Origin of the sequence: Mesorhizobium sp. M0410 (genome assembly GCF_040321435.1) — a bacterium.
Classification (GTDB): Bacteria; Pseudomonadota; Alphaproteobacteria; order Rhizobiales; family Rhizobiaceae; genus Mesorhizobium.
In genome coordinates this window covers 314,049-332,443 of record NZ_JAMYRN010000006.1, presented here as the reverse complement: position 1 = coordinate 332,443, position 18,395 = coordinate 314,049, and the positions used below count along the sequence as shown (strand labels likewise).

The following is an 18,395-nucleotide window of genomic DNA, read 5'->3' as shown; positions in this document are numbered from 1 at the left end:
AGCTGGTCGACAAGGCCAAGAACTGAAGGAAATCCACATTCGTTTCGTTGCGCGTCCTCAGGCTTCGCGCTGCGGGCGCGCGGGGGATTTCCAAAAACAAGCTGGTCGACAAGGCCAAGAACTATCGCAATTTCATTGCCGATCAAGAAAGGCCGGCGGAGCGATCCGCCGGCCTTTTCGCATAAAGATTGTGTGGTTCCCACGCTTGTGGACAGGCGCATTATCCTCATCACCGTGGTATGCCTGTGCGGGGCATGGCACAGAAGTGCCAAAGGGGGCTGAGACTTGGAACTCAAATTTCTGTTGGTCGGGTTTGCCTGCGCGGTTGCCGGCATGCTCTCCCTCGTCACGTTCCTGAAGTGGTGGGAGGTGAGGGCGGTCAGCCGCTGGTCTCCGACGCTGGGAAAGATCGTCTCGTCGCGGGTCGAGGCTCGCGAGGTGACCAGTTCGGGATCCGGTTCGGACAGCAGAGGGTCGACCGAAATGCGCAACTTCCCGGCGATCACCTTCGAATACAAGGTGAACGGCAAGACATTTCGCAGTTCGCACTACAGCGTGCAGGAGAACCTTGGAAACTTTGCCGTGGCGGAAACCCTTGCGAAATTTCCAAACGGCTCTGGCGTAACCGTCTTCTACAATCCGGCCGATCCAGCCAAGGCCGTGATCGAACGCACCATGCCCGAAGGTTCCTTCAAATTCATGGTCCAGCTTTCGGCTGGGCTGGTGGTTGGCGCGCTGGTATTGGTCTTCTCCGTCGGCGGCGCCCTGGAAGCGATCCGGCCGTTTTTGCCCAAGCCGCAGAACCTCGGCGCCGCGGCCCTGCTGCTGTTCATGGGATTGTTTGTCCTGCGCATGGGCTTCGCCCAGAAGTCACTAGCGGAACAGGCGGCGAAATGGCCCATCACGGCAGGACGCATCGACGCCTCGGGCCTGCAGAAATTTGAGACCCGCGACAGGTCCGGAGGCGGCTATCGGCCCTGGCGAACAGTCTTCAAATCCCGCATCGTCTACAGCTATAGCGTCGCCGGCCAGCGCTACGCCGCCGATCGCATCGCTTTCGGCGCAAACGTGACGGCTTCGCTGCCGAGCCTCGTCAGCGGTCAATCACGGCGCTACCTCGAGGGCGACAAGGTCGAGGTCCACTACGATCCCGCCAATCCGGCTGCCGCGGTTCTCGAATGCAGGGTGAGTGGGCTTTGGCTCCTGTGGGTCTGCGCAGTTGGCTTCATAGGTGGAGCCGCGCTGCTTGTCGGGGTGATCTAAGGCTGAAACTGCCGTCCTCGACGCTGTAGATCCAGAGGAAGGGCACTTGTCTTCAGCATCTGACAAGAACTCCGCTGTCGTAGCCCGGCCATGTCAGTCTCAACGTCGCCCCGTCGACCACAATATGGATGACACGGGAGAACGGCTCTTCCGCCGACGGGTCGGATCCGTAGCATTGGCTGGCCGGCGCCACCCAACCCGTGGGTGTCTTGAGAAACATTGCGTGTTCACAGCCGAGAGCAGGGACCGACAGCGCATCGCGGTACAATGTGTAGACAGTCTGGCGTTGAACATCCGCAACGGCGGTGCAGTTCGATCTGTCCCGGGACCATGTGCCGACATAGGGTTCCGTGGCAAAGGCGCTGCCGCACGAAAATGTTGAGATCGAAATGAGCATCAAGAGATTTCGGATCATCGATTCTTTCTTTCGACCATGACATCGGGCCATGCTAAAGCATTGATGCTTAGACTTCACAATGATGCTGCTCCAGGGACTTAAATGATCATCCGCAAGGCAGCAGCTGTTTTTCTGAGCATGCTGAGCCTGTCGCAAACAGCGAACGCAACAGAATGTTCGCTCAGCCATGCGACCTATCGCGAGCCGCGTTCGGGAGCGACGATACAGTTCCGGCCCACAGACAACGAGCCGGCTGCGCTGACGACCGAGGTCTTTTCGCTGATCGTGCCCAACACCGACCTTCGTCTGCCGTCGGACATCACCTGGACCAATGGCAAGTACTCGTTTCCTGTGGGTACGATCCGGCACACCTGCACCGACAACGATCGCGAGGCGGGTCTTGAGGACGGCACCGGACTGTGCAGAGTGTGGGACGGGCAGGTCTATGCGTTCAGTGCAGGCGGTGCCGAGCAGCTGAGTTCCCGCGAAACTTCGCCGGCACCGGCAGGGTTGCTGTTGCCTGACTTCGGCGCGATTTTTACCGAATGGTCCGATTTCGCCAAAGCCAATCCCGACGGTTCGGCCTGGGACGCCTTTAGCTTGACGGGTTGCAGCGATGAATAACAAGAGACTGCCGGCCTGCATCTGCACCCTGTCGGTCCTTGTGGCCATGGCCCCGGGGGCTCGTGCCGACCAAAGCACGCCGTCGCGTCCGCCCGTCGACAAATGCAGTTGGGAACGGTTGGCGGACAGGGATGTCGGGCTGGCTGCCTGGGTACAGCGCTGCGATTTCGGTTTTCGCCGGATTCATTTCGAGCTTGGCGGCAATGCTCTTGCCATCAAATACAGCGATGGCGGTTCGGCCGATCCCGTCGTCGAAGTCTTCGATATGCTGCCTGGCGAGGCCGCCGATGCTGCGTTGCGGCGCATTTTTACGCAGAAGACCGAGAAAGCCATCAGCACACGTTGCGTGCTCATGCCTTACACCGAAGGGGCGACGCCCGCGCGCATCCTCCGGTATGTTTTCAGTCCCGATGCCGCCTATCGTGAGGAATTGAAGACCGTCGCCAACCCTGACGAGGTCGGCGAACCGCCTTGCGGCGAATGGGGCGAAGCCCCGGACGGCATTCAGTATTTCGAGGTGCAATCACCCGAACTGCGAAAGCTGCTATTCGTTCGCGTCGGCCAGGATGAGCCGCTGTTTGACGAGCAGACACTGCAAGTCCTGCCACCCGGATAGCGCCGGTAGATATCAGCCGTAATGCCAACTGGGCTTTGGCTGGGTGCCGGTGAACATCACGCCGATGCGGTCCTCGCGGCGCCAGCGGACCACGGCCTTGTAGGCGATGCCGTCGGTCGGAACATAGAGCAGGAACTCATCGGGCACGCGCGCGTCGATCGAGACCTTCAATTCGGCGCCGCCGGCATGCATGTTGCGCAGCGTGCATGTGACCTCGGAATTGGTCATGCCGGTCAGGATCGTTGCGCCCTTCAAGACGCGCTGCCGGCGTTTGTCCCTCTGTTCGTCCTCGGCCATCGCACGCAATCCAGCCATTTTTCGCGTCTCGGGCGTTCTGATCGGGAGGATTATTAGACCTGCCTGATAAAAATAGCGTTATCAGCAGTCGGGACTGGGAGATGTTCGCGGTTCCTGGCTGGAAGAAAAAGGCGCCGCGAAGCACGGCGCCGAACGATGCTTGTTGTCGGCCTGCTTACCTATAGGGCGAGTAGCATTGCTGGCGCGGCCCGTAATAGGGCTGGAAGGTATTGTCCCAGGCGCGGTACGACCGGTAGCGATTGTAACACCATTGGACATGTGCACTGGAAAGCCGCCCTGCGCGATAATAGCGGCGCGGTGGCGGCGCGTCGTAGTAGTTGTAGCTGTTGTACAGGCTGCCAAGGCCGAGCCCCAGGCCCAAGCCAAGAATCGCGGCACCCGCACCATCATCATAGTAGCCGCCGCGGTAATGGCGGCGATGGTGGCGCCAGCGCCAGCTGTCGTCCCAGCCGCCATTATCCCAGTGTCTCGAAAAATGACGGCCGCGGAAATTGTGGGACCGCCATCTCCAATCGTCGCCGCCGTGCCATTGCCGAAAGCCGCGATTGCGCCAACGCCAGATCTGCCTGTCATTGCCGCCTGCCCAATCTTCACGAATTTGCACGATGTCGGCAGCATTGCCCGCCACCGGCAGCAGAGGTTTGGGTATTGGCCCGGCAAGCGAGGGGGACGAGAGGCCGGTGATCAGACCGAGGGCCATCAGCCCGGATCTGACAGAAGATAAAAAGAGCGGTTTCATCGCACTCTCCGAAGATTCAGGCCCCACGCCCAGAATACCCCGGGGAAGGGCCTATTGATGGAACTTTCCATCTGAACGGAAGATGAACAAAAAGGTTCCGTCAGCCATAGCGAGCGCGCGATCAAGCAGAGCCGCCTGATTTCTGCGCCCTTGTTTTCGGGCGCGCTTGCGGGCAAAGGTCAAAGCCATGTCGCTGCGCCTTGCCACTTTCAACGTCGAAAACCTGATGAACAGGTTTGATTATTCCGGATACCGCAATCAGCTCAACGAAGATCGCACGCTGGCGCTTTTCGACATTCAGAGCGAGGCCGAATACAAGATGCTCGAGCAGGCGCGGGCCATCGCGCAGTCCGACGACACGCGGCAGTTGACGGCGCTGGCGATCGCGGCCACCCGCGCCGACATCATCTGCATGCAGGAGGTCGACAATATCGAGGCGCTGAGGGCATTCGAATATGGCTATCTGTTCAAGATGGTGGGGCAAGGCTACCGGCAGAAATACACCACCGCCGGCAATGATTCGCGCGGCATCGACGTCGCCGTGATGATGCGCAACGAGACCGCGCAGGGCCAGCCGATCGAATTCGTGCGCATGACCAGCTACGCCTATGTCACGTTCGAGCAATTCGGGCTGCACACGGCGGAATTGGCAGCACTTGGACATCAGGCCAATGAGCGCATCTTCCGGCGCGACTGCCTGGAAATCGATCTGACCGTGGCTGGCGCGCCGTTGACGCTCTATCTCGTGCATTTCAAGTCGATGGGCTCGCCCCGTAACGGCCTCGACGGCCGCGAGGCGACAATGCCGCTGCGCATCGCCGAGGCGCAGGCGGTGCGCCGGATCATCGAGGAGCGCTTCGGCAAGGACCATGCCGCCGACAAGCGCTGGGCAATCTGCGGCGACATGAACGACTACCGGCAGCGCGTGAAGATCACTGGCGATGTTTTCGACGGCTATCGCTTCGAGGTGATCGACGAGACCCGGTCCTGCATCGACGTGCTCACTGCCGGCGGTTTTTGCGAAAACGCGGTCGAGCGGCGGCCGGAAATGGACCGCTGGACTTTCTATCACACGCGCGGACCGGAAGAGCGGCATCTCTGCCAACTCGACTACATCCTTTTGTCGAGGGCGCTAGCCAGGCAGAACGCCACCGCCGTTCCCGATATCATCCGTAACGGGCAGCCTTGGCGCACCATATTTCCGGCAGGCCAGGAGGTCGAGCGCTTCCCACGCGCCGGGTGGGACCGGCCGAAGGCATCCGACCATTGCCCGGTAGCAATTGCCCTCGACATGGCGTGAGACAGGCGTGAGTTTCGACCTGCCGCGCAACGTCATCCTGCCGGTCGATGCCATCGACGTCAGGCTCGATCCTGGCCCGCATCCATTCGAGCGCGATAATGCCGAGGCGATCGCGGCGAACTGGCGGCGTGAGACCGCATCGAAGCCGGCGCTTTTCGACGGCACTGTGGTGCTGCTTTCCGCACTCAGCTACCGCGACAATCGCCTCGTCGGCCGCTGCCATGCGGTGCGGTATTCGACCTTCATGCTTTGGCGCAGCAATAGACAGGTGCCTGGCGCCGAACATGCCTACGCGCACGCCTTGCTGGTCGCTGGCGACAATGCGCTGGTGGCGATCCGCATGGCGCCGCATACGGTCAATGCCGGGCGCATCTACTTCGCCGCCGGCTCGTTCGAGCCAACCGATTTCCGCGACGGCCTTGTCGACGTCGACTTCAACATGATCCGCGAGGTACGGGAGGAAACCGGCCTCGACCTATCAGGCGCGACACGCGGCAGGCGCCACTACGCCCTGTCGACGGCAAGCGGCACGGTGATCTTTCGCCGCTACCGCGAGACGGCCTCCGCCGACGACCTGGCACAGCGGATCCGCGCTTTCGTCGCGGCCGAGTCAGAGCCTGAAATCGAAGGTCCTGTGATCATCCGCAATGCAGCCGACCTGCCGGACGGATTGATGCCGCATATGAGACCGCTGATCGAATGGCACTTCGCGCAAGGATTCCGACTCTAACGTCGCGACCTGCCTTCAATAGCCTTGCGGTCGCTGCGGGCAGCGACAAAATACAGCAGTACGCCGAGACCCAGGAGTGCCCCCATGGCCGTTCCCATCGTCTGCCCAATTACCTGCTGGAAGTCAGCTGTGACGCGATCGGGATTATCCATTCCATAACGGATCAAATTCCACCAAAGCCCTGCCAATGCGGCTTCGACGATCACCATCGCCAGAGCCAGTCGCCCTCTCTTGCTCATCCATTGTTCCCCCTTAGTCCCCAACAGCATTGTTATCATTGCAGATTGTCCTGCGACAAGGGCAGGTTGCTTATAAAATTGGCAGCGTCGCGAGGCGACATTTGCTGCAACGCTCTATTCATGCCTCAGCGCGTCGATGGGGTTGAGCCGTGCGCCGCGCAGCGCCGGGAAGAAGCCGAACACCATGCCGATCAGCGCGGAAAAGCCGACCGCAAGCAGGATGACCGCCGGGCTTGGCGCAAACGGGATCGTCAGCGTCAGCGAGGCGAGGCCGGCCAATGCCAGGCCGATCAGGATGCCGATGATGCCGCCAAGCAGCGACAGCACCGTCGCCTCGACCAGGAACTGGATGAGGATGTGCTTTTCGTGGGCGCCGATGGCGAGCCTGATGCCGATCTCGCGCGTGCGCTCGGTTACCGACACCAGCATGATATTCATAATGCCGATGCCGCCGACGAGCAGGCTGACGCCGGCGACGGCGCCGAGCATGCCAGTCATGGTGGTGGTGGCGCTGGCCATGGCATCGGCGATCTGGGTCATGTCGCGGATCGAGAAATCATCGTCTCGGTCGGGCGTGATGCGGCGTGTGTCGCGCAAGATGTCCTCGACGCGCTGCTGCAGCACCGTGGTTGGCGTACGGTCGTCGGCGGCGACATAGACCGATTCGATGTCGCGATTGCCGGCAATGCGACGCTGATAGGCGGCGAGCGGCATCAGCACGACATTGTCCTGGTCCTGGCCGAAGCCGGTATAGCCCTTCGGTTCGAGCAAGCCGATGATCTTGCAGGAGGTGCGGTTGACGCGGATGATCTCGCCTTCGGGGTCACCGGCGCCGAAGAACTGCTGGCGCACCGTCTCGCCGATGAGGCAGACGCCGGTGCCCGAGCGGGTTTCCGAATCGCTGAACGGGCGGCCCGAAACCAGCTTCCAGTCGCGAGCATCGAGATAGGCGCTGTCGGTGCCGGTAACGCCCGAGGTCAGGCTTTCGGTGCCGAAAATGACGCGCACCTGCTTTTGCGACGCCGGTGAGATGGCGCGCGCGCCGTCCAGGTGCGCGACAAGCGCTGCAAGATCTCTGTCGCTCAGCGGTCGGACGACCTGATCGAGCCCTCCAGGTCCGCCAGGCCCGGCCGGACGGCCGGAACGAATGACGAGCAGGTTGCTACCAAGCTTGGAAATATCGGACTTGACCTTTTCGGTGGTGCCCGAGCCGATGGTCAGCATGGCGATGACGGCGGCAACGCCGATGACGATGCCGAGCAGCGTCAGGAACGAGCGCAGCACGTTGCGGCGGATGGAGCGGAGCGAGAGGCGGACGGTTTCCCAGATCATGGCTAGGCCATCTCGAGACTGGCTGTATCCGAGGCGACATGGCCATCGAGGAAACGGATCGTGCGCTGGGCATAGCCGGCAACATCTGCTTCGTGCGTGACCATGGCGATGGTCAGGCCGAGCTCGCTGTTCAGCTGCGTCAGGAGCTCCATGATCTCGTGCGTGCGGGCGGTATCGAGATTGCCGGTCGGCTCGTCGGCAACGAGCAGCGTCGGCTTGGTGACGATGGCGCGGGCGATCGCCACGCGCTGCTGCTGGCCGCCGGACAGCTCGGCTGGCGTATGATGCTCGCGGCCAACAAGGCCAACCTCGGCAAGTGCCTGCATGGCAAGGCCGCGACGCTCGCGGGCGCCAACGCCGCGGTAGATCAGCGGCAGTTCGACATTCTCCGCCGCCGTAGTGCGCGGCAAGAGATTATAGCCCTGGAAGACGAAGCCCACATAGAGATTGCGCAGCTGAGCGCGGCGGTTGCGGTCGAGACGGCCGGCATCGATGCCTTCGAAGCAGTAAGTCCCAGCGGTCGGCGTGTCGAGGCAGCCAATGATGTTCATGGCCGTCGATTTGCCGGAACCGGACGGGCCCATGATGGCGACGAATTCGCCGCGTCTGATGGCGAGGTCGACGCCGGCCAGCGCATGCACCCGGGCTTCGCCCTGGCCATAGCTTTTCCACACCTTGTCGAAGCCTATGAGCGTGGTCGCGACCGATGCCACGATCAGCTCCGCTGCTGCGAGGCGGTAATGACTTGTGCGCCTTCCTCCAGGCCGGAGACGATCTCGGTCAGTTCGCCGTCTGTCGAGCCGACCCTGACGTTGACAGGATGCGGCCGCCCATTCTCCAGCAGGTAGAGCGTGCGCGAGCCGTCGGTGGGCTTCGTCGCCGCCTGGTGCTGGCGGTTGCCGCCGGGGCGTCCCATGCGGCCTGTGAACAGGTCGGTGAGGCTCCAGCCGCGCTCCGCCGTCTGGGCCGGCCGGTAGCGGAAGGCGATCGACGGCACGGTGAGCACGTTCCTGGCCTGCTTGGTGACGACCGAGACGGTGGCTGTCATGCCGGGCCGCAACAGAAGTTCGCTGTTGTCGACATCCAGCCTTGCATCGTAAGTGACGACGCCGTCGGTGGTGACTGAGGCATAGTAGATGTCGCGGATTTCGGCGTCGAACGGCCGTTCCGGGAAGGCATCGACGGTGAAGCGCGCATGCTGGCCGGGTTTGACGGCGCCGATATCGGCCTCGTCGACCGCCGCCTTCAACTCCATGTTCTTCAGATCGGCGGCGATGACGAACAGGACCGGCGCCTGCAGCGAAGAGGCGACCGTCTGGCCGGGATCGACCGAGCGCGTCAGTATGATGCCGTCGATCGGAGCGTAGATGGTGCTCTTGGCAAGATCCGTCTGCTGCGCCTTGAGATCGGCACTGGCCATGGCGAGGTTGGCTTTGGCAATATCGAGCGCCGCCTTCGAGCGGTCGCGCGTGGCGGTTGCCGCTTCGAGCGACTGGTCCGTCGCCATGCCGCGCTTGGTGAGTTGTGCCGCGCGCACCAGCGCCTTTTCGTTTTCGGCCAGGGTCACAGTGGCGTCCTCGACGCTCGCCGTCGCTGCCTTGGCGGAGGCCTGGGCGCGCTCGATCTGCACCTCCAACTTTGCGGTGTCGAGCGCAGCCAGCACATCGCCCTTCTTCACCAGCTGGTTCTCGTTGACCGAAACCGAGCGGACGACGCCGGAGAGTTCGCTGGAAATATCGACCTGGGTGAGGGGCTGCAGCGTGCCGGTAGCCGAAACCGCGACGGTAAGGTCGGTCATGGCGGCCAGTGTCGTGGTATACTCGATCTTGGCGGGCGAGCCCGCATACCAGGGGTAGCCGACGACACCCGCGGCCACTGCGAGTAGCGCAAGCAGCGCGTAAAACCAACCGCGACGGCGTTTTGTCTTCAGGCCCTGGTGGTCGAGCCCGAGCGCCGTCTCGATGGCGGAAGCGGATTCCGTCTTTGGCAGATTGACAATCTGGTCCACGCCGGCCCCCTATGTTCAGTGATTTCCCATCAGTGCACAAATCAGGCCTTATGGTTCGAAATTCAAATTAAATTTCGCCCATGTTGGGAATGAGGCAGAGGACTTACTGAGATGCAGCCGCGGAATTACTTACTTTACGACGTATTCACCACCAACCGGCTGGCGGGCAATCCGCTGGCCGTGGTGCTCGACTGTAACGGGCTGGACCTTGCTGCGATGCAGGCGGTGGCGCGCGAGTTCAACCTGTCCGAAACCGTCTTCGTGCTGCCGCCTGATAATCCCAAGCATCGGGCCCGCATCCGTATCTTCACACCCGACTATGAAATGCCGTTCGCCGGCCACCCGACCGTCGGCTCGGCGATAGCGCTCGCCGAAATGGCGGGAGAGGCCGCCGGCATCTTCGTGCTCGAGGAGAATATCGGCCCGGTGCGCTGCGCTGTCAGCAAGCACGATGGTTCGACCTTTGCCGAGTTCGACCTGGCGAAACTGCCGGCGCAGCTGGAATTGTCGGCCGCTCCCGAGGCGATCGGCGCGGCCCTTGGCCTTGGGCCGCACGAGATCGGCTTCGAGAACCACCGCGTTTCGTTCTGGTCGGCTGGAGTGCCCTACGTGACCATCCCCGTCGCCAATCTGGAGGCGGCCGCCCGGATCAGGCTGGACAACCAGGCGTGGTCGGAGTTGGCACCACGCAAGAGCGAATGGGCCTTCGCCAGCCCCTATGTGTATTGCCGCGAGACGGTGCACCATGACAGTGCCTTCCATGTCCGCATGATGGTGCCCGGTAATCCGTCCTACGAAGACCCGGCGACCGGCTCAGCGGCGGCCGCGTTCGCCGGCGCGATCATGCATTTCGACGGCCCGACGGACGGCGTTTCACAACTCTGGATCGAGCAGGGGCTGGAGATGGGCCGGCCGTCGCGCATCCGCCTCGAATTGAATGTCGAAGGCGGCGAACTGGCGGCCTCCCGCATCGGCGGCCATGCGGTGAAGGTGGCTGAAGGCAGGCTTTTTGTTTGACGACCTCGGCACTTCGGCGATTTGTCGGGAAATGAATCCCACGGGGCTGGACATGGCGGATGGCGGCGGCTATATGCCCGCCAACGCCGGTTTTACCGGCCGAGTGGGTGCGTAGCTCAGTTGGTAGAGCAGCTGACTCTTAATCAGCGGGTCCACAGTTCAATCCTGTGCGCACCCACCAAAGATTTCAAAAATTTGGTGGAAAAGACCCTGGAATGCGAGACGCGTTGACGCGTCTCGGGCCTGTGGCGATAAGGCGCCGGTTTGATGCTCAGCTGCGAAGCAGCAGTAAATTTTTCTCTTGGCTAGACGTACGGAAAGACAGATGGCAATTTCCGAGCTTGCTGTCTTCTAGTCATTGAGAAGAGAACGCTTGGTACCTGATCACTATGCCATCGTTTATACGGAAGAGACGCGAAGAATCTTCGTGATAATTTCTGAAATTTTCGGTGATTTTGTCCTTACCAAGAGCTGTTCCGGCTCGAATTGCGGCTGCATCGGCTGCATGATGTTCTCGTCGAAAGTGCTGATTGGCGAAGCCGAATTCTCGGTCCTTGAGCTTGATGGATCGAAGGCTCTGGATGAAAATCTGATGGCTTATTCATTCACAGAGGAAGGAGAAACCTTTCTTTTCGGCCTTAGGCACAAGTACAAGGCTTACAAGGGTACGATTAACAAAGAGAAGCTTGACAAGATTTTCAGATTTCCAGATGCCGTTGTCATCATCAAACGTGAGGAGGACGGCACTTTTACCCATTCTTATGTTTCGCCGACCGTGGACGGGCGTGTCATATCACGGGGTTGCCGGGCAACACCGCACTGCCCATGCGTCGGATGCCGGATCGTAGATATGTGGTACACCAAGGCGCCCGGCCATATCACACCTGCGGTGGATATCTCAGAGGGGAGGGCTTCTGCAGAAGGAGAATTGATCCTTCCGGTCTTTGAGGGCGAAGAAATTATTTCGAAGATGCTGACGCGCGACCCGTCCGTTCGCCATGCCTTTTCTCCGAATATCTTCGATTCTCCCCTTGAGCGGATGTTCTACGAGCTCGCCTTTCTAGACCTGCATATATATCCACAGCATCCTGTCGGGAAATATCGCTTGGATTTTGCGATCCCCGACAAGCGCATAGCCATCGAACTCGATGGACATGAATATCATAAGACCAAGTACCAGCGTACCCACGATGCAAAACGAGACCGCTGGTTGTATGGCCAAGGATGGACCGTCTTACGATTTACAGGGACGGAAATTCATCAGAACTTGGACCACTGCCTTGACGAAATATGCACGTTGGTCGGCATCGAGCGTGTGAGTAAGTCCAATAGAGCGCCGTAGAATGTGCAGGCCCGGCCGGCCACAGCTGTGTTATGGGCGGGCTTGTCAAGGCCGGGCTTGAACTTGACCTTCATGGCAATCTAGCGGGTCACTGTGATCTGCGAACCAGGATCCATGCTGCGGTCCCAGAATGCCAGCCGCAACCTCTTGCGGATCAAGCTCATAGGCCGATGTTGAACTGGATCACTTCTCCGAAACACCAGCCTCCGCAAAACTTGCCATCCTGGCATGGCATTCGAGTGCCGAGCGGACGATGTTGACTGCGAGGCAGGCGCCGGAGCCTTCGCCGAGCCTCATACCGAGGTCGAGCAAGGGCGGCAGGCCGAGCGCCTCCAATAGACGACGGTGGCCGGATTCGGCCGAGACATGGGCTGCCAGCGTGTGGGCGAGGCCAGCAGGGTGCAGCGCTGCCAAGGGTGCCGCTGCGGCGGTGCAGACGAAGCCGTCGAGCAATACCGGCACGCCGAGATGACGCGCAGCCAGCGTCGCACCAAGGATCGCCGCGAGCTCGCGGCCGCCGAGGGCTGCCGCTACCTTCAGCGGATCGGCCAGCGCCGGGGCGTGGCGCTTCAGGCCGGCCTCGATGGCGACGATCTTGCGCACGAGGCCGGCATCGTCGACGCCGGTGCCGCGCCCAGTCCATCGTTCGGCGCCGCCGCCGAACAGCGCGGTTGAGATGGCCGCCGCCGGCGTGGTGTTGCCGATGCCCATTTCGCCGAAGCAGACGAGGTCGAGGTCCTTGCTGACCGCGTCGTAGCCGGCCGAGACAGCGGCGAGGAAGGCCTCGTCGTCCATCGACACCTCTTGCGTGATATCGCCGGTCGGATGATCCAGATCAAGCGGGATGACGTCTAGCTCCGCGCCGGCGATGCGGGCAAGCTGGTTGATGGCGGCGCCGCCGCCGGCGAAATTCGCCACCATCTGCACGGTGACCTCCGACGGGAAGGCCGACACGCCTTGCGCGGTGACGCCGTGATTGCCGGCGAAGACGAAGACCTTGACACGGTCGAGCTTTGGCATGTCGCGGCCCTGCCAGCGCGCCAGCCAGGCGACTATTGTCTCGAGGCGGCCAAGGCTGCCTTGCGGCTTGGTCAGCGTGTCCTGGCGGCGGGCGACGGTATTGGCCGCGGCGTCGCTGCCAATGGGCAGGCCGAGGCAGGCGGCGCGCAGTTCATCGAGCGATTTGAAAGGCATGGGGGCAAAATCTCCGAAACAGAGTCAGGAAAGGGAAATGGAAGCGACGAGCAGGATTGCGATCTCGCCCAGCTGCTGAAGGGCGCCGACGGTGTCGCCGGTCTGGCCGCCGATCTGATTGAGGCAAAGCGCGCGGAAGGCGGCGAATAACAGACCGAGCAGGATGATCGCGAAAACGGCAGCGCCGAACCCAAGCGTCAGCAGTGCGACCGCACCGAGTACGGCACCGATGCCAGCTGTTTTAGCCGCGACGGTGCCCGCTTCGGCCGAAAGGCCGTCGCTGCGGGCCGGCTGCAGCAGGTGCATGAAGGCGCCGAGCAGGCCGCGCGAGGCGGCATGCGCGGCAATGAGGGCCCAGAAGACATGAGCCGGGCCGGCGAGTTCTGAGAGCGCGCTCCAGCGGATCAGCAGCGAGATGCCGAGCGCGCAGGCGCCGTAGGCACCGATGCGGCTGTCACGCATGATCTCCAATTTCCTGTCGCGGGTCTTGCCGCCGCCAAAACCATCAGCAACATCCGACAGCGCGTCCTCATGCAGGCAGCCGGTGACAAGCAAGATCGCGGCAAGGGCGAACGCTGCAGCAGGACCTCCGGCTAGGCCCAGTCTCGTGCCGACGGCGTAGGCCAGCGCACCGGCCATAGCGACGGCGAGACCGGCGACCGGTGCAGCCCAGATCGCAGCGGCAAGGCTGCGGCCACGGAAGTCGGCTCGCGGCAGCGGCAGCCGGGTAAAGAAGACGAGGCAAAGCGCGATATCATCGAGAATTTGCTGTTGCGAGGCCTTCATCCGGCCCTCGCAATGGCATGGAAGAACGTGCCGCTGACATTGCCGCGCCGGTAGCCGGAGGCGCCGAGCGGGTTGCCTTGCCCGTCGGCGAGATCGGCCAGCGGCCCGTCATTGCCGGTCGCAACCATCTGCGCGTAGTGGAATTCATGGCCGCGGATCAGCGTGCCTTGGCTGCCGAGCGGACAGCCGGACCGCAGCCGCGCCTCGCGGTAGCCGAGATTCATCTTGCGCTTGGCGAAGCTGGTCGAATGGCCGAGCAGGCCAAGCATCCGATGCGTCTCGCCCGATGCATCCTCGAGCGCCGCGCCGAGCACCATGAAGCCGCCGCACTCGCCATGCACCGGCCGCGTGGCGGCGAACCTCGCCATGCCCGCCCTGAAATTCGCAGCGGCGGCGAGGCGGCCGGCGTGGAGCTCGGGATAGCCGCCGGGCAGCCAGCAGACATCGCAATTGTCGCCGGGCGCTTCATCGGCGAGCGGCGAGAATGGGACGATCTCGGCGCCGGCCTTGCGCCAATGCGCGGCAACGTGCGGATAGAGGAAGGTAAAGGCGGCGTCCTCGGCGAGTGCAATGCGCTGGCCGGGGGGCGGCAGCGCGTCGCCGAAATTGCCCGGCGCGGGCGTGAATGGCGCCGCCAGAGCCATGATGGCGTCGAGGTCGAGCGAGTGCTCGACCATATCGGCCAGCCGGTCGAGATGCGCCATCAGATTCTCATATTCGCCGGCCTGAACGAGGCCGAGATGACGTTCGGGCAGGTTGAGCGAGGGATCGCGCAGGATAGCGCCGACGACAGGCAAGCCGAGCGCTTCGATGGCATCGCCGCACAGTCGGCGGTGGCGTTCACTGCCCAATCGGTTGAGCACGACACCGGCCATGCGCACATCGGGGTCATAAGTAGCAAAGCCCTTGGCAACGGCCGCCGCCGTGGTCGACTGGCCGGAAACGTCGAGCACCAGCAGCACCGGCAGGCCATAAAGTCGGGCAAGGTCGGCGGCCGAGCCGGTGCGGCCCGGAGCAGCCGGAATTCCATCGAACAGGCCCATGGCGCTTTCGAGGAAGATAAAATCGGCATCTTCGGTCGCTTCGCCGGCCAGTGCGTTAAGCAGGGCGGGCGGCATTGCCCAGCTGTCGAGGTTGATGCCGGACAAGCCTGTGGCGGCGGTGTGGAAGCCGGGATCGATATAGTCCGGGCCGGACTTGGCGCCGCGCACCTTCAGGCCGCGCCGGGCGAGCGCGCGCAGAATGCCGATGGTGACGCTGGTCTTGCCCGAGCCCGAGCGCGGCGCGCCGATGATGATGGCGCGGGTCATGGCTCGCCCGCCAGTGCCGCACGCATAGCGACAATACCGCCGACGACGATCAGCGCCGGCGAGGTCAGACCGGCGGCTGCTGCCTCTTCCGCAATGGTGGCGAGCGTGGCGACGACGATCCGTTCCTGCGGTGTCGTCGCAGCGACAATCACCGCGGTGGGCGTCGAAGGCGCCAGCCCGCCCTCGAGCAGCGAGGCGGCGATCAGTGGCAGATTGGCCATGCCCATATAGATGACCACCGGCTGGCCGGTACGGGCGATGGCCGCCCAGTCGAGGTCGTCATCGGTGCCGGCGGCGTGACCGGTCGCCAGGATCAGCGCCTTGTTGATGCCGCGCATGGTGCCGGGAATGCCGGTGGCGGCCAGCGCGCTGAGGCCGGACGTCAGGCCAGGCAGGATGCGGAACGGGATGGTTTTCCCGGCCAGCGCAAGCGCCTCTTCGCCGCCACGCCCGAAAATATAGGGGTCGCCGCCCTTCAGCCTGACGACGCGCCGGCCCGCGCGCGCCAGCCGAACCAGCAGAGCGGTAATGTCGTCCTGCTTCATCGATGGTTTGCCACCGCGCTTGCCGGCATAGAACAGTTCCGCGCCCTCGGCGACGGCGACGACCGCGGGCGAGACCAGCGCGTCATAAACCAGCGCGTCGCACTGTCCGAGGGCGGCCAGCACTTCCAGCGTCAGGCAGCCGGGATCGCCAGGGCCGGCACCGGCCAGCCAGACATGACCGGGCTCCAGCTGGCGCGGCTTGAAGTCCAGCCGGGTGAGCGCCTGCTCGACCGTAGTGTTTCTATTGCTGCCGCTCACAACCCGCCCCGTCCGCGAAAGCGCCGCTGGTAGTGCGCGTCATACAGTGAACTTTCGCCAAAGCCTTCCGCCGCCAGCGAGCGGCCGACGAAGATGATTGCCGTGCGCTCCATCGGATCGGCGGCCAATTGCGCCTCGATGGTGGCCAGCGTGGCGGTCAGCACGCGCTCGTCCGGCCAGGAGGCACGGAAGACGACCGCGACCGGGCAGTCGGCGCCGTAATGCGGCGTCAGCTCGGCGACGACGCGGTCGATGGCGTGGATGGCAAGGTGGATGGCCAGCGTGGCGCCGGTGCGGCCGAAGCCGGCCAGCGTTTCGCCGGGCGGCATTTTCGAGGCGCGGCCGGAGATGCGGGTCAGCACCAGGCTTTGCGCGACTTCTGGAATGGTCAGCTCGCGGCGCAGCGCTGCCGCCGCAGCGGCGAAGGACGGCACGCCCGGCGTCAGCGTATAAGGGATACCATGCTTCTCCAGCCGGCGGATCTGCTCGGCAACTGCGCTCCAGACAGACAAATCACCGGAATGCAGGCGGGCGACATCATGGCCGGCCGCGTGGGCGGCCACATATTCGGCCTCGATCTCGTCGAGTGACATCGGCGCGGTGTCGATCAACCTCGTTCCGGGCGCGCAGTGCTGCAACAGCTCCGGCGCCACGATCGATCCGGCATAGAGGCAGACGGGACAACTGCCGAGCAGGCGGCTGCCGCGCAAGGTGATGAGATCGGCAGCACCCGGGCCGGCACCGATGAAGTGAACGGTCATGCCGCATCTCCGCTGATGGCGATGGCGCAGGTGACAGCACCGAGCACCGTGCGCGGTCCGAGCAGCTTTGCGCCTTTGCCGGCGGCGGCAAGCGCCGAGGCTTCGGAAACAGACGGCGTGCTGGCATGCTCCTGTGATAGGTCGGAGTGGCTGGTCGTAGATGCAGCTTTGAGTTCGTCCTGCTCGACAACGATCACCGGGAGGCGGAGTTCACGTCCGGCGGCGAAGATTGCCGCTTCATCCTGCTTGAGAGACGCGGTCGCGAGGGCTGAAAGCGCGGGCAGGGCAAGCCCGTGCGCCTCCAGCGCGGTTTCTACCGCAGCAAGCACGTCGCGTGCGCTGACACCTTTGCGGCTGCCGATGCCCGCGACCATCATGGCTTGGCCCAACTCCATTGCGTGACCGGCATAGCCGGCCGCCAGGCCTGCATCGAACCAACCGGCGAAGCACGGGATATAGCGATCCGGGTAAGCTCGCCTCCGAGCGCAGCGTGACGGGAAAGCAGCAGTACCTCCATCTCCAAGGTCACTGCGTTGGCGACTAGGCGGCCGCCGGCAGGTAAGGCATCGATGGCTGTTTCCAGCACGCCGGCATCGCTGCCGCCGCCGCCGATGAAGATCGCTGCCGGCGTTTCCAGCCCGGCAAGAGCTTGCGGTGCCGAATCTTCAACGACGGCGAGACCGGGAACGCCGCAGGCCGCGGCGTTGCGTCGGATGCGGGCGGCGCGGGACGGATCGGCCTCAACGGCGATGGCACGCATGGAAGGATGGGCCAGCATCCATTCGATGCCGATGGAGCCCGATCCGGCGCCGATGTCCCACAGCAGTTCGCCGCGCCTTGGCGCGAGAGCGGACAGGGTGACGGCGCGCACTTCACGCTTGGTGATCTGGCCGTCATGCTCGAACAAAAGATCGGCACGTCCCGCTGTCAGCGGCAGGATGGGTGCTTGCGGAGTCGATTCAACTTCGATCGCGAGCACGTTGAGCGGATTGATCTTTGCGAGGTCGAAGGTGCCGGCGCTCGCCGAGCGCAGCCTTTCGTTCGGCCCACCCAGCGCCTCCAGCACCGTCAGCCGCGACGCGCCGAAGCCGAGCTCGGTCAGGAGACGGGCAATCGCTTCCGGTGCATCGCGGTCCGAAGTCAGCGCGAGAATGCGGGTGCAATCATGCAGCAACGGCCGGATCAGGTCGAGCGAGCGGCCATGCAGCGAGACGGTCTCGACGTCCTGCAGCGCCCAGCCCAGGCGTGAGGCGGCCAGCGAAAAGGCCGAGGGCGCGGGGATCACCCGCATATCCTCTGCCGCGACCTTGCGGGCGAGGATGACGCCGACACCGTGGTAGAAGGGATCGCCGGAGGCCAGCACGCAGACGCGTCTGCCGGAGAGCGCCAGCACGTCGCGCATCTCGGCATCGAAAGGCGTCGGCCAGGCGCGCGCTTCACCTTTGACCAGTGATGCGACAAGGGCGAGGTGGCGCTTGCCGCCGAAGACGAACTCGGCCTCAGCGATCAACCGCTTGGCCTCGTCGCCGAGACCCGCTACACCGTCCTCGCCGATGCCGACGATCGTGAGCCACTTTGAGGTGAGCTTGGCGCCGCGCGGAGCTTCAGCAGGCATG

The 18,395-nt window shown here is 63.3% G+C and carries 23 protein-coding genes and 1 tRNA gene; 8 read left to right on the top strand and 16 right to left on the bottom strand.

The window, feature by feature from the left end; all coding sequences use genetic code 11:
- Nucleotides 1–221 (bottom strand): hypothetical protein (locus NKI63_RS11510; protein ID WP_352821534.1); only part of this gene is annotated, 221 nt, incomplete at its 3' end.
- 64 nt (nucleotides 222–285) lie between these two features.
- Here NKI63_RS11510 and NKI63_RS11505 point away from each other — a divergent pair.
- On the top strand, nucleotides 286–1,263 hold the full coding sequence (locus tag NKI63_RS11505) for a DUF3592 domain-containing protein (protein WP_352691642.1): 978 nt from the start codon (nucleotides 286–288) through the stop codon (nucleotides 1,261–1,263).
- A gap of 52 nt (nucleotides 1,264–1,315) precedes the next feature.
- Here the strand turns inward: NKI63_RS11505 and NKI63_RS11500 are convergent, their stop codons facing one another.
- The gene (locus NKI63_RS11500; protein WP_352821532.1) at nucleotides 1,316–1,678 is read right to left on the bottom strand and encodes a hypothetical protein; all 363 of its coding nucleotides are present in this window, start codon (nucleotides 1,676–1,678) and stop codon (nucleotides 1,316–1,318) included.
- A gap of 84 nt (nucleotides 1,679–1,762) precedes the next feature.
- Between NKI63_RS11500 and NKI63_RS11495 the strand changes: the two genes are divergently transcribed.
- Together NKI63_RS11495 and NKI63_RS11490 are read left to right on the top strand one after the other, a co-directional pair.
- Nucleotides 1,763–2,284, top strand: a complete 522-nt coding sequence (locus tag NKI63_RS11495; RefSeq protein ID WP_352691643.1) for a hypothetical protein — start codon at nucleotides 1,763–1,765, stop codon at nucleotides 2,282–2,284.
- Complete coding sequence (locus NKI63_RS11490; RefSeq protein ID WP_352703605.1) at nucleotides 2,277–2,900, top strand: hypothetical protein; 624 nt, start codon at nucleotides 2,277–2,279, stop codon at nucleotides 2,898–2,900. The genes NKI63_RS11495 and NKI63_RS11490 overlap by 8 nt, the downstream gene beginning before the upstream one ends.
- Before the next feature lie 12 nt (nucleotides 2,901–2,912).
- On the opposite strand, the gene NKI63_RS11485 is transcribed toward NKI63_RS11490, so the two are convergent.
- The 3 genes from NKI63_RS11485 to NKI63_RS11475 form a co-directional block, all read right to left on the bottom strand.
- Nucleotides 2,913–3,197, bottom strand: a complete 285-nt coding sequence (locus tag NKI63_RS11485) for a PilZ domain-containing protein (protein ID WP_352691662.1) — start codon at nucleotides 3,195–3,197, stop codon at nucleotides 2,913–2,915.
- A 175-nt stretch (nucleotides 3,198–3,372) separates the two neighbouring features.
- The gene (locus NKI63_RS11480) at nucleotides 3,373–3,957 is read right to left on the bottom strand and encodes a BA14K family protein (RefSeq protein WP_352509639.1); all 585 of its coding nucleotides are present in this window, start codon (nucleotides 3,955–3,957) and stop codon (nucleotides 3,373–3,375) included.
- A gap of 51 nt (nucleotides 3,958–4,008) precedes the next feature.
- Nucleotides 4,009–4,146, bottom strand: coding sequence for a hypothetical protein (locus tag NKI63_RS11475; RefSeq protein ID WP_254820699.1), 138 nt, complete (start codon nucleotides 4,144–4,146; stop codon nucleotides 4,009–4,011).
- Between NKI63_RS11475 and NKI63_RS11470 the strand changes: the two genes are divergently transcribed.
- Both NKI63_RS11470 and NKI63_RS11465 read left to right on the top strand, forming a co-directional pair.
- Nucleotides 4,145–5,257, top strand: coding sequence for an endonuclease/exonuclease/phosphatase family protein (locus NKI63_RS11470; protein WP_352509641.1), 1,113 nt, complete (start codon nucleotides 4,145–4,147; stop codon nucleotides 5,255–5,257). The genes NKI63_RS11475 and NKI63_RS11470 overlap by 2 nt on opposite strands.
- A gap of 7 nt (nucleotides 5,258–5,264) precedes the next feature.
- Nucleotides 5,265–5,987, top strand: coding sequence for a hypothetical protein (locus NKI63_RS11465; protein WP_352691645.1), 723 nt, complete (start codon nucleotides 5,265–5,267; stop codon nucleotides 5,985–5,987).
- Here the strand turns inward: NKI63_RS11465 and NKI63_RS11460 are convergent.
- The 4 genes from NKI63_RS11460 to NKI63_RS11445 all read right to left on the bottom strand — a co-directional run bounded on the left by NKI63_RS11460 (nucleotide 5,984) and on the right by NKI63_RS11445 (nucleotide 9,566).
- Nucleotides 5,984–6,226 carry a hypothetical protein gene (locus NKI63_RS11460; protein WP_352477528.1) on the bottom strand — a complete coding sequence of 81 codons (243 nt, stop codon included), beginning with the start codon at nucleotides 6,224–6,226 and terminating at the stop codon, nucleotides 5,984–5,986. The genes NKI63_RS11465 and NKI63_RS11460 overlap by 4 nt on opposite strands.
- Nucleotides 6,227–6,340: 114 nt before the next feature.
- Nucleotides 6,341–7,558, bottom strand: a complete 1,218-nt coding sequence (locus NKI63_RS11455; protein ID WP_352753525.1) for an ABC transporter permease — start codon at nucleotides 7,556–7,558, stop codon at nucleotides 6,341–6,343.
- A 2-nt stretch (nucleotides 7,559–7,560) separates the two neighbouring features.
- Nucleotides 7,561–8,271 (bottom strand): ABC transporter ATP-binding protein, encoded by a 711-nt coding sequence (locus NKI63_RS11450; protein WP_352751380.1) that lies wholly within the window; start codon nucleotides 8,269–8,271, stop codon nucleotides 7,561–7,563.
- A 2-nt stretch (nucleotides 8,272–8,273) separates the two neighbouring features.
- Nucleotides 8,274–9,566, bottom strand: a complete 1,293-nt coding sequence (locus NKI63_RS11445; protein ID WP_352751378.1) for an efflux RND transporter periplasmic adaptor subunit — start codon at nucleotides 9,564–9,566, stop codon at nucleotides 8,274–8,276.
- Between the two features lie 111 nt (nucleotides 9,567–9,677).
- Between NKI63_RS11445 and NKI63_RS11440 the strand changes: the two genes are divergently transcribed.
- From NKI63_RS11440 to NKI63_RS11430, 3 genes are all read left to right on the top strand, one after another.
- A complete protein-coding gene (locus tag NKI63_RS11440) occupies nucleotides 9,678–10,583 on the top strand; it encodes a PhzF family phenazine biosynthesis protein (RefSeq protein WP_352821524.1) in 906 nt (301 codons plus the stop codon).
- 105 nt (nucleotides 10,584–10,688) lie between these two features.
- A tRNA-Lys gene (locus tag NKI63_RS11435) sits at nucleotides 10,689–10,764 on the top strand.
- A gap of 192 nt (nucleotides 10,765–10,956) precedes the next feature.
- Complete coding sequence (locus NKI63_RS11430) at nucleotides 10,957–11,925, top strand: endonuclease domain-containing protein (RefSeq protein WP_352751375.1); 969 nt, start codon at nucleotides 10,957–10,959, stop codon at nucleotides 11,923–11,925.
- Nucleotides 11,926–12,108: 183 nt separating this feature from the next.
- Here the strand turns inward: NKI63_RS11430 and cobT are convergent, their stop codons facing one another.
- From cobT to cbiE, 7 genes are read right to left on the bottom strand one after another with little or no spacing between them, the layout of a single operon-like run.
- The gene (cobT, locus tag NKI63_RS11425; RefSeq protein ID WP_352821521.1) at nucleotides 12,109–13,119 is read right to left on the bottom strand and encodes a nicotinate-nucleotide--dimethylbenzimidazole phosphoribosyltransferase; all 1,011 of its coding nucleotides are present in this window, start codon (nucleotides 13,117–13,119) and stop codon (nucleotides 12,109–12,111) included.
- Nucleotides 13,120–13,143: 24 nt separating this feature from the next.
- The gene (gene cobS / locus NKI63_RS11420; RefSeq protein ID WP_352751373.1) at nucleotides 13,144–13,905 is read right to left on the bottom strand and encodes an adenosylcobinamide-GDP ribazoletransferase; all 762 of its coding nucleotides are present in this window, start codon (nucleotides 13,903–13,905) and stop codon (nucleotides 13,144–13,146) included.
- Nucleotides 13,902–15,215 carry a cobyrinic acid a,c-diamide synthase CobB gene (locus tag NKI63_RS11415; RefSeq protein WP_352751371.1) on the bottom strand — a complete coding sequence of 438 codons (1,314 nt, stop codon included), beginning with the start codon at nucleotides 15,213–15,215 and terminating at the stop codon, nucleotides 13,902–13,904. Before NKI63_RS11415 ends, cobS begins: the two co-directional genes overlap by 4 nt.
- Nucleotides 15,212–16,018 (bottom strand): uroporphyrinogen-III C-methyltransferase, encoded by an 807-nt coding sequence (gene cobA, locus NKI63_RS11410; RefSeq protein ID WP_352477538.1) that lies wholly within the window; start codon nucleotides 16,016–16,018, stop codon nucleotides 15,212–15,214. Before cobA ends, NKI63_RS11415 begins: the two co-directional genes overlap by 4 nt.
- Nucleotides 16,015–16,779 (bottom strand): precorrin-4 C(11)-methyltransferase, encoded by a 765-nt coding sequence (gene cobM, locus NKI63_RS11405; RefSeq protein WP_352751370.1) that lies wholly within the window; start codon nucleotides 16,777–16,779, stop codon nucleotides 16,015–16,017. Before cobM ends, cobA begins: the two co-directional genes overlap by 4 nt.
- Complete coding sequence (locus NKI63_RS11400) at nucleotides 16,776–17,156, bottom strand: cobalamin biosynthesis protein (protein WP_352505688.1); 381 nt, start codon at nucleotides 17,154–17,156, stop codon at nucleotides 16,776–16,778. Before NKI63_RS11400 ends, cobM begins: the two co-directional genes overlap by 4 nt.
- On the bottom strand, nucleotides 17,153–18,394 hold the full coding sequence (gene cbiE, locus NKI63_RS11395; RefSeq protein ID WP_352505689.1) for a precorrin-6y C5,15-methyltransferase (decarboxylating) subunit CbiE: 1,242 nt from the start codon (nucleotides 18,392–18,394) through the stop codon (nucleotides 17,153–17,155). Before cbiE ends, NKI63_RS11400 begins: the two co-directional genes overlap by 4 nt.
- Between the last annotated feature and the right edge of the window lies 1 nt (nucleotide 18,395).

Coding starts and splice junctions, on each gene's coding strand:
- cobS (WP_352751373.1), bottom strand. CDS start 13,905: ATGAAGGCCTCGCAACAGCAAATTCTCGATGATATCGCGCTTTGCCTC.
- NKI63_RS11415 (WP_352751371.1), bottom strand. CDS start 15,215: ATGACCCGCGCCATCATCATCGGCGCGCCGCGCTCGGGCTCGGGCAAG.
- cbiE (WP_352505689.1), bottom strand. CDS start 18,394: ATGCCTGCTGAAGCTCCGCGCGGCGCCAAGCTCACCTCAAAGTGGCTC.
- NKI63_RS11400 (WP_352505688.1), bottom strand. CDS start 17,156: ATGATGGTCGCGGGCATCGGCAGCCGCAAAGGTGTCAGCGCACGCGAC.
- NKI63_RS11480 (WP_352509639.1), bottom strand. CDS start 3,957: ATGAAACCGCTCTTTTTATCTTCTGTCAGATCCGGGCTGATGGCCCTC.
- NKI63_RS11470 (WP_352509641.1), top strand. CDS start 4,145: ATGTCGCTGCGCCTTGCCACTTTCAACGTCGAAAACCTGATGAACAGG.
- NKI63_RS11460 (WP_352477528.1), bottom strand. CDS start 6,226: ATGAGCAAGAGAGGGCGACTGGCTCTGGCGATGGTGATCGTCGAAGCC.
- NKI63_RS11500 (WP_352821532.1), bottom strand. CDS start 1,678: ATGATCCGAAATCTCTTGATGCTCATTTCGATCTCAACATTTTCGTGC.
- NKI63_RS11455 (WP_352753525.1), bottom strand. CDS start 7,558: ATGATCTGGGAAACCGTCCGCCTCTCGCTCCGCTCCATCCGCCGCAAC.
- cobM (WP_352751370.1), bottom strand. CDS start 16,779: ATGACCGTTCACTTCATCGGTGCCGGCCCGGGTGCTGCCGATCTCATC.
- NKI63_RS11490 (WP_352703605.1), top strand. CDS start 2,277: ATGAATAACAAGAGACTGCCGGCCTGCATCTGCACCCTGTCGGTCCTT.
- NKI63_RS11440 (WP_352821524.1), top strand. CDS start 9,678: ATGCAGCCGCGGAATTACTTACTTTACGACGTATTCACCACCAACCGG.
- NKI63_RS11475 (WP_254820699.1), bottom strand. CDS start 4,146: ATGGCTTTGACCTTTGCCCGCAAGCGCGCCCGAAAACAAGGGCGCAGA.
- NKI63_RS11495 (WP_352691643.1), top strand. CDS start 1,763: ATGATCATCCGCAAGGCAGCAGCTGTTTTTCTGAGCATGCTGAGCCTG.
- cobT (WP_352821521.1), bottom strand. CDS start 13,119: ATGCCTTTCAAATCGCTCGATGAACTGCGCGCCGCCTGCCTCGGCCTG.
- NKI63_RS11485 (WP_352691662.1), bottom strand. CDS start 3,197: ATGGCCGAGGACGAACAGAGGGACAAACGCCGGCAGCGCGTCTTGAAG.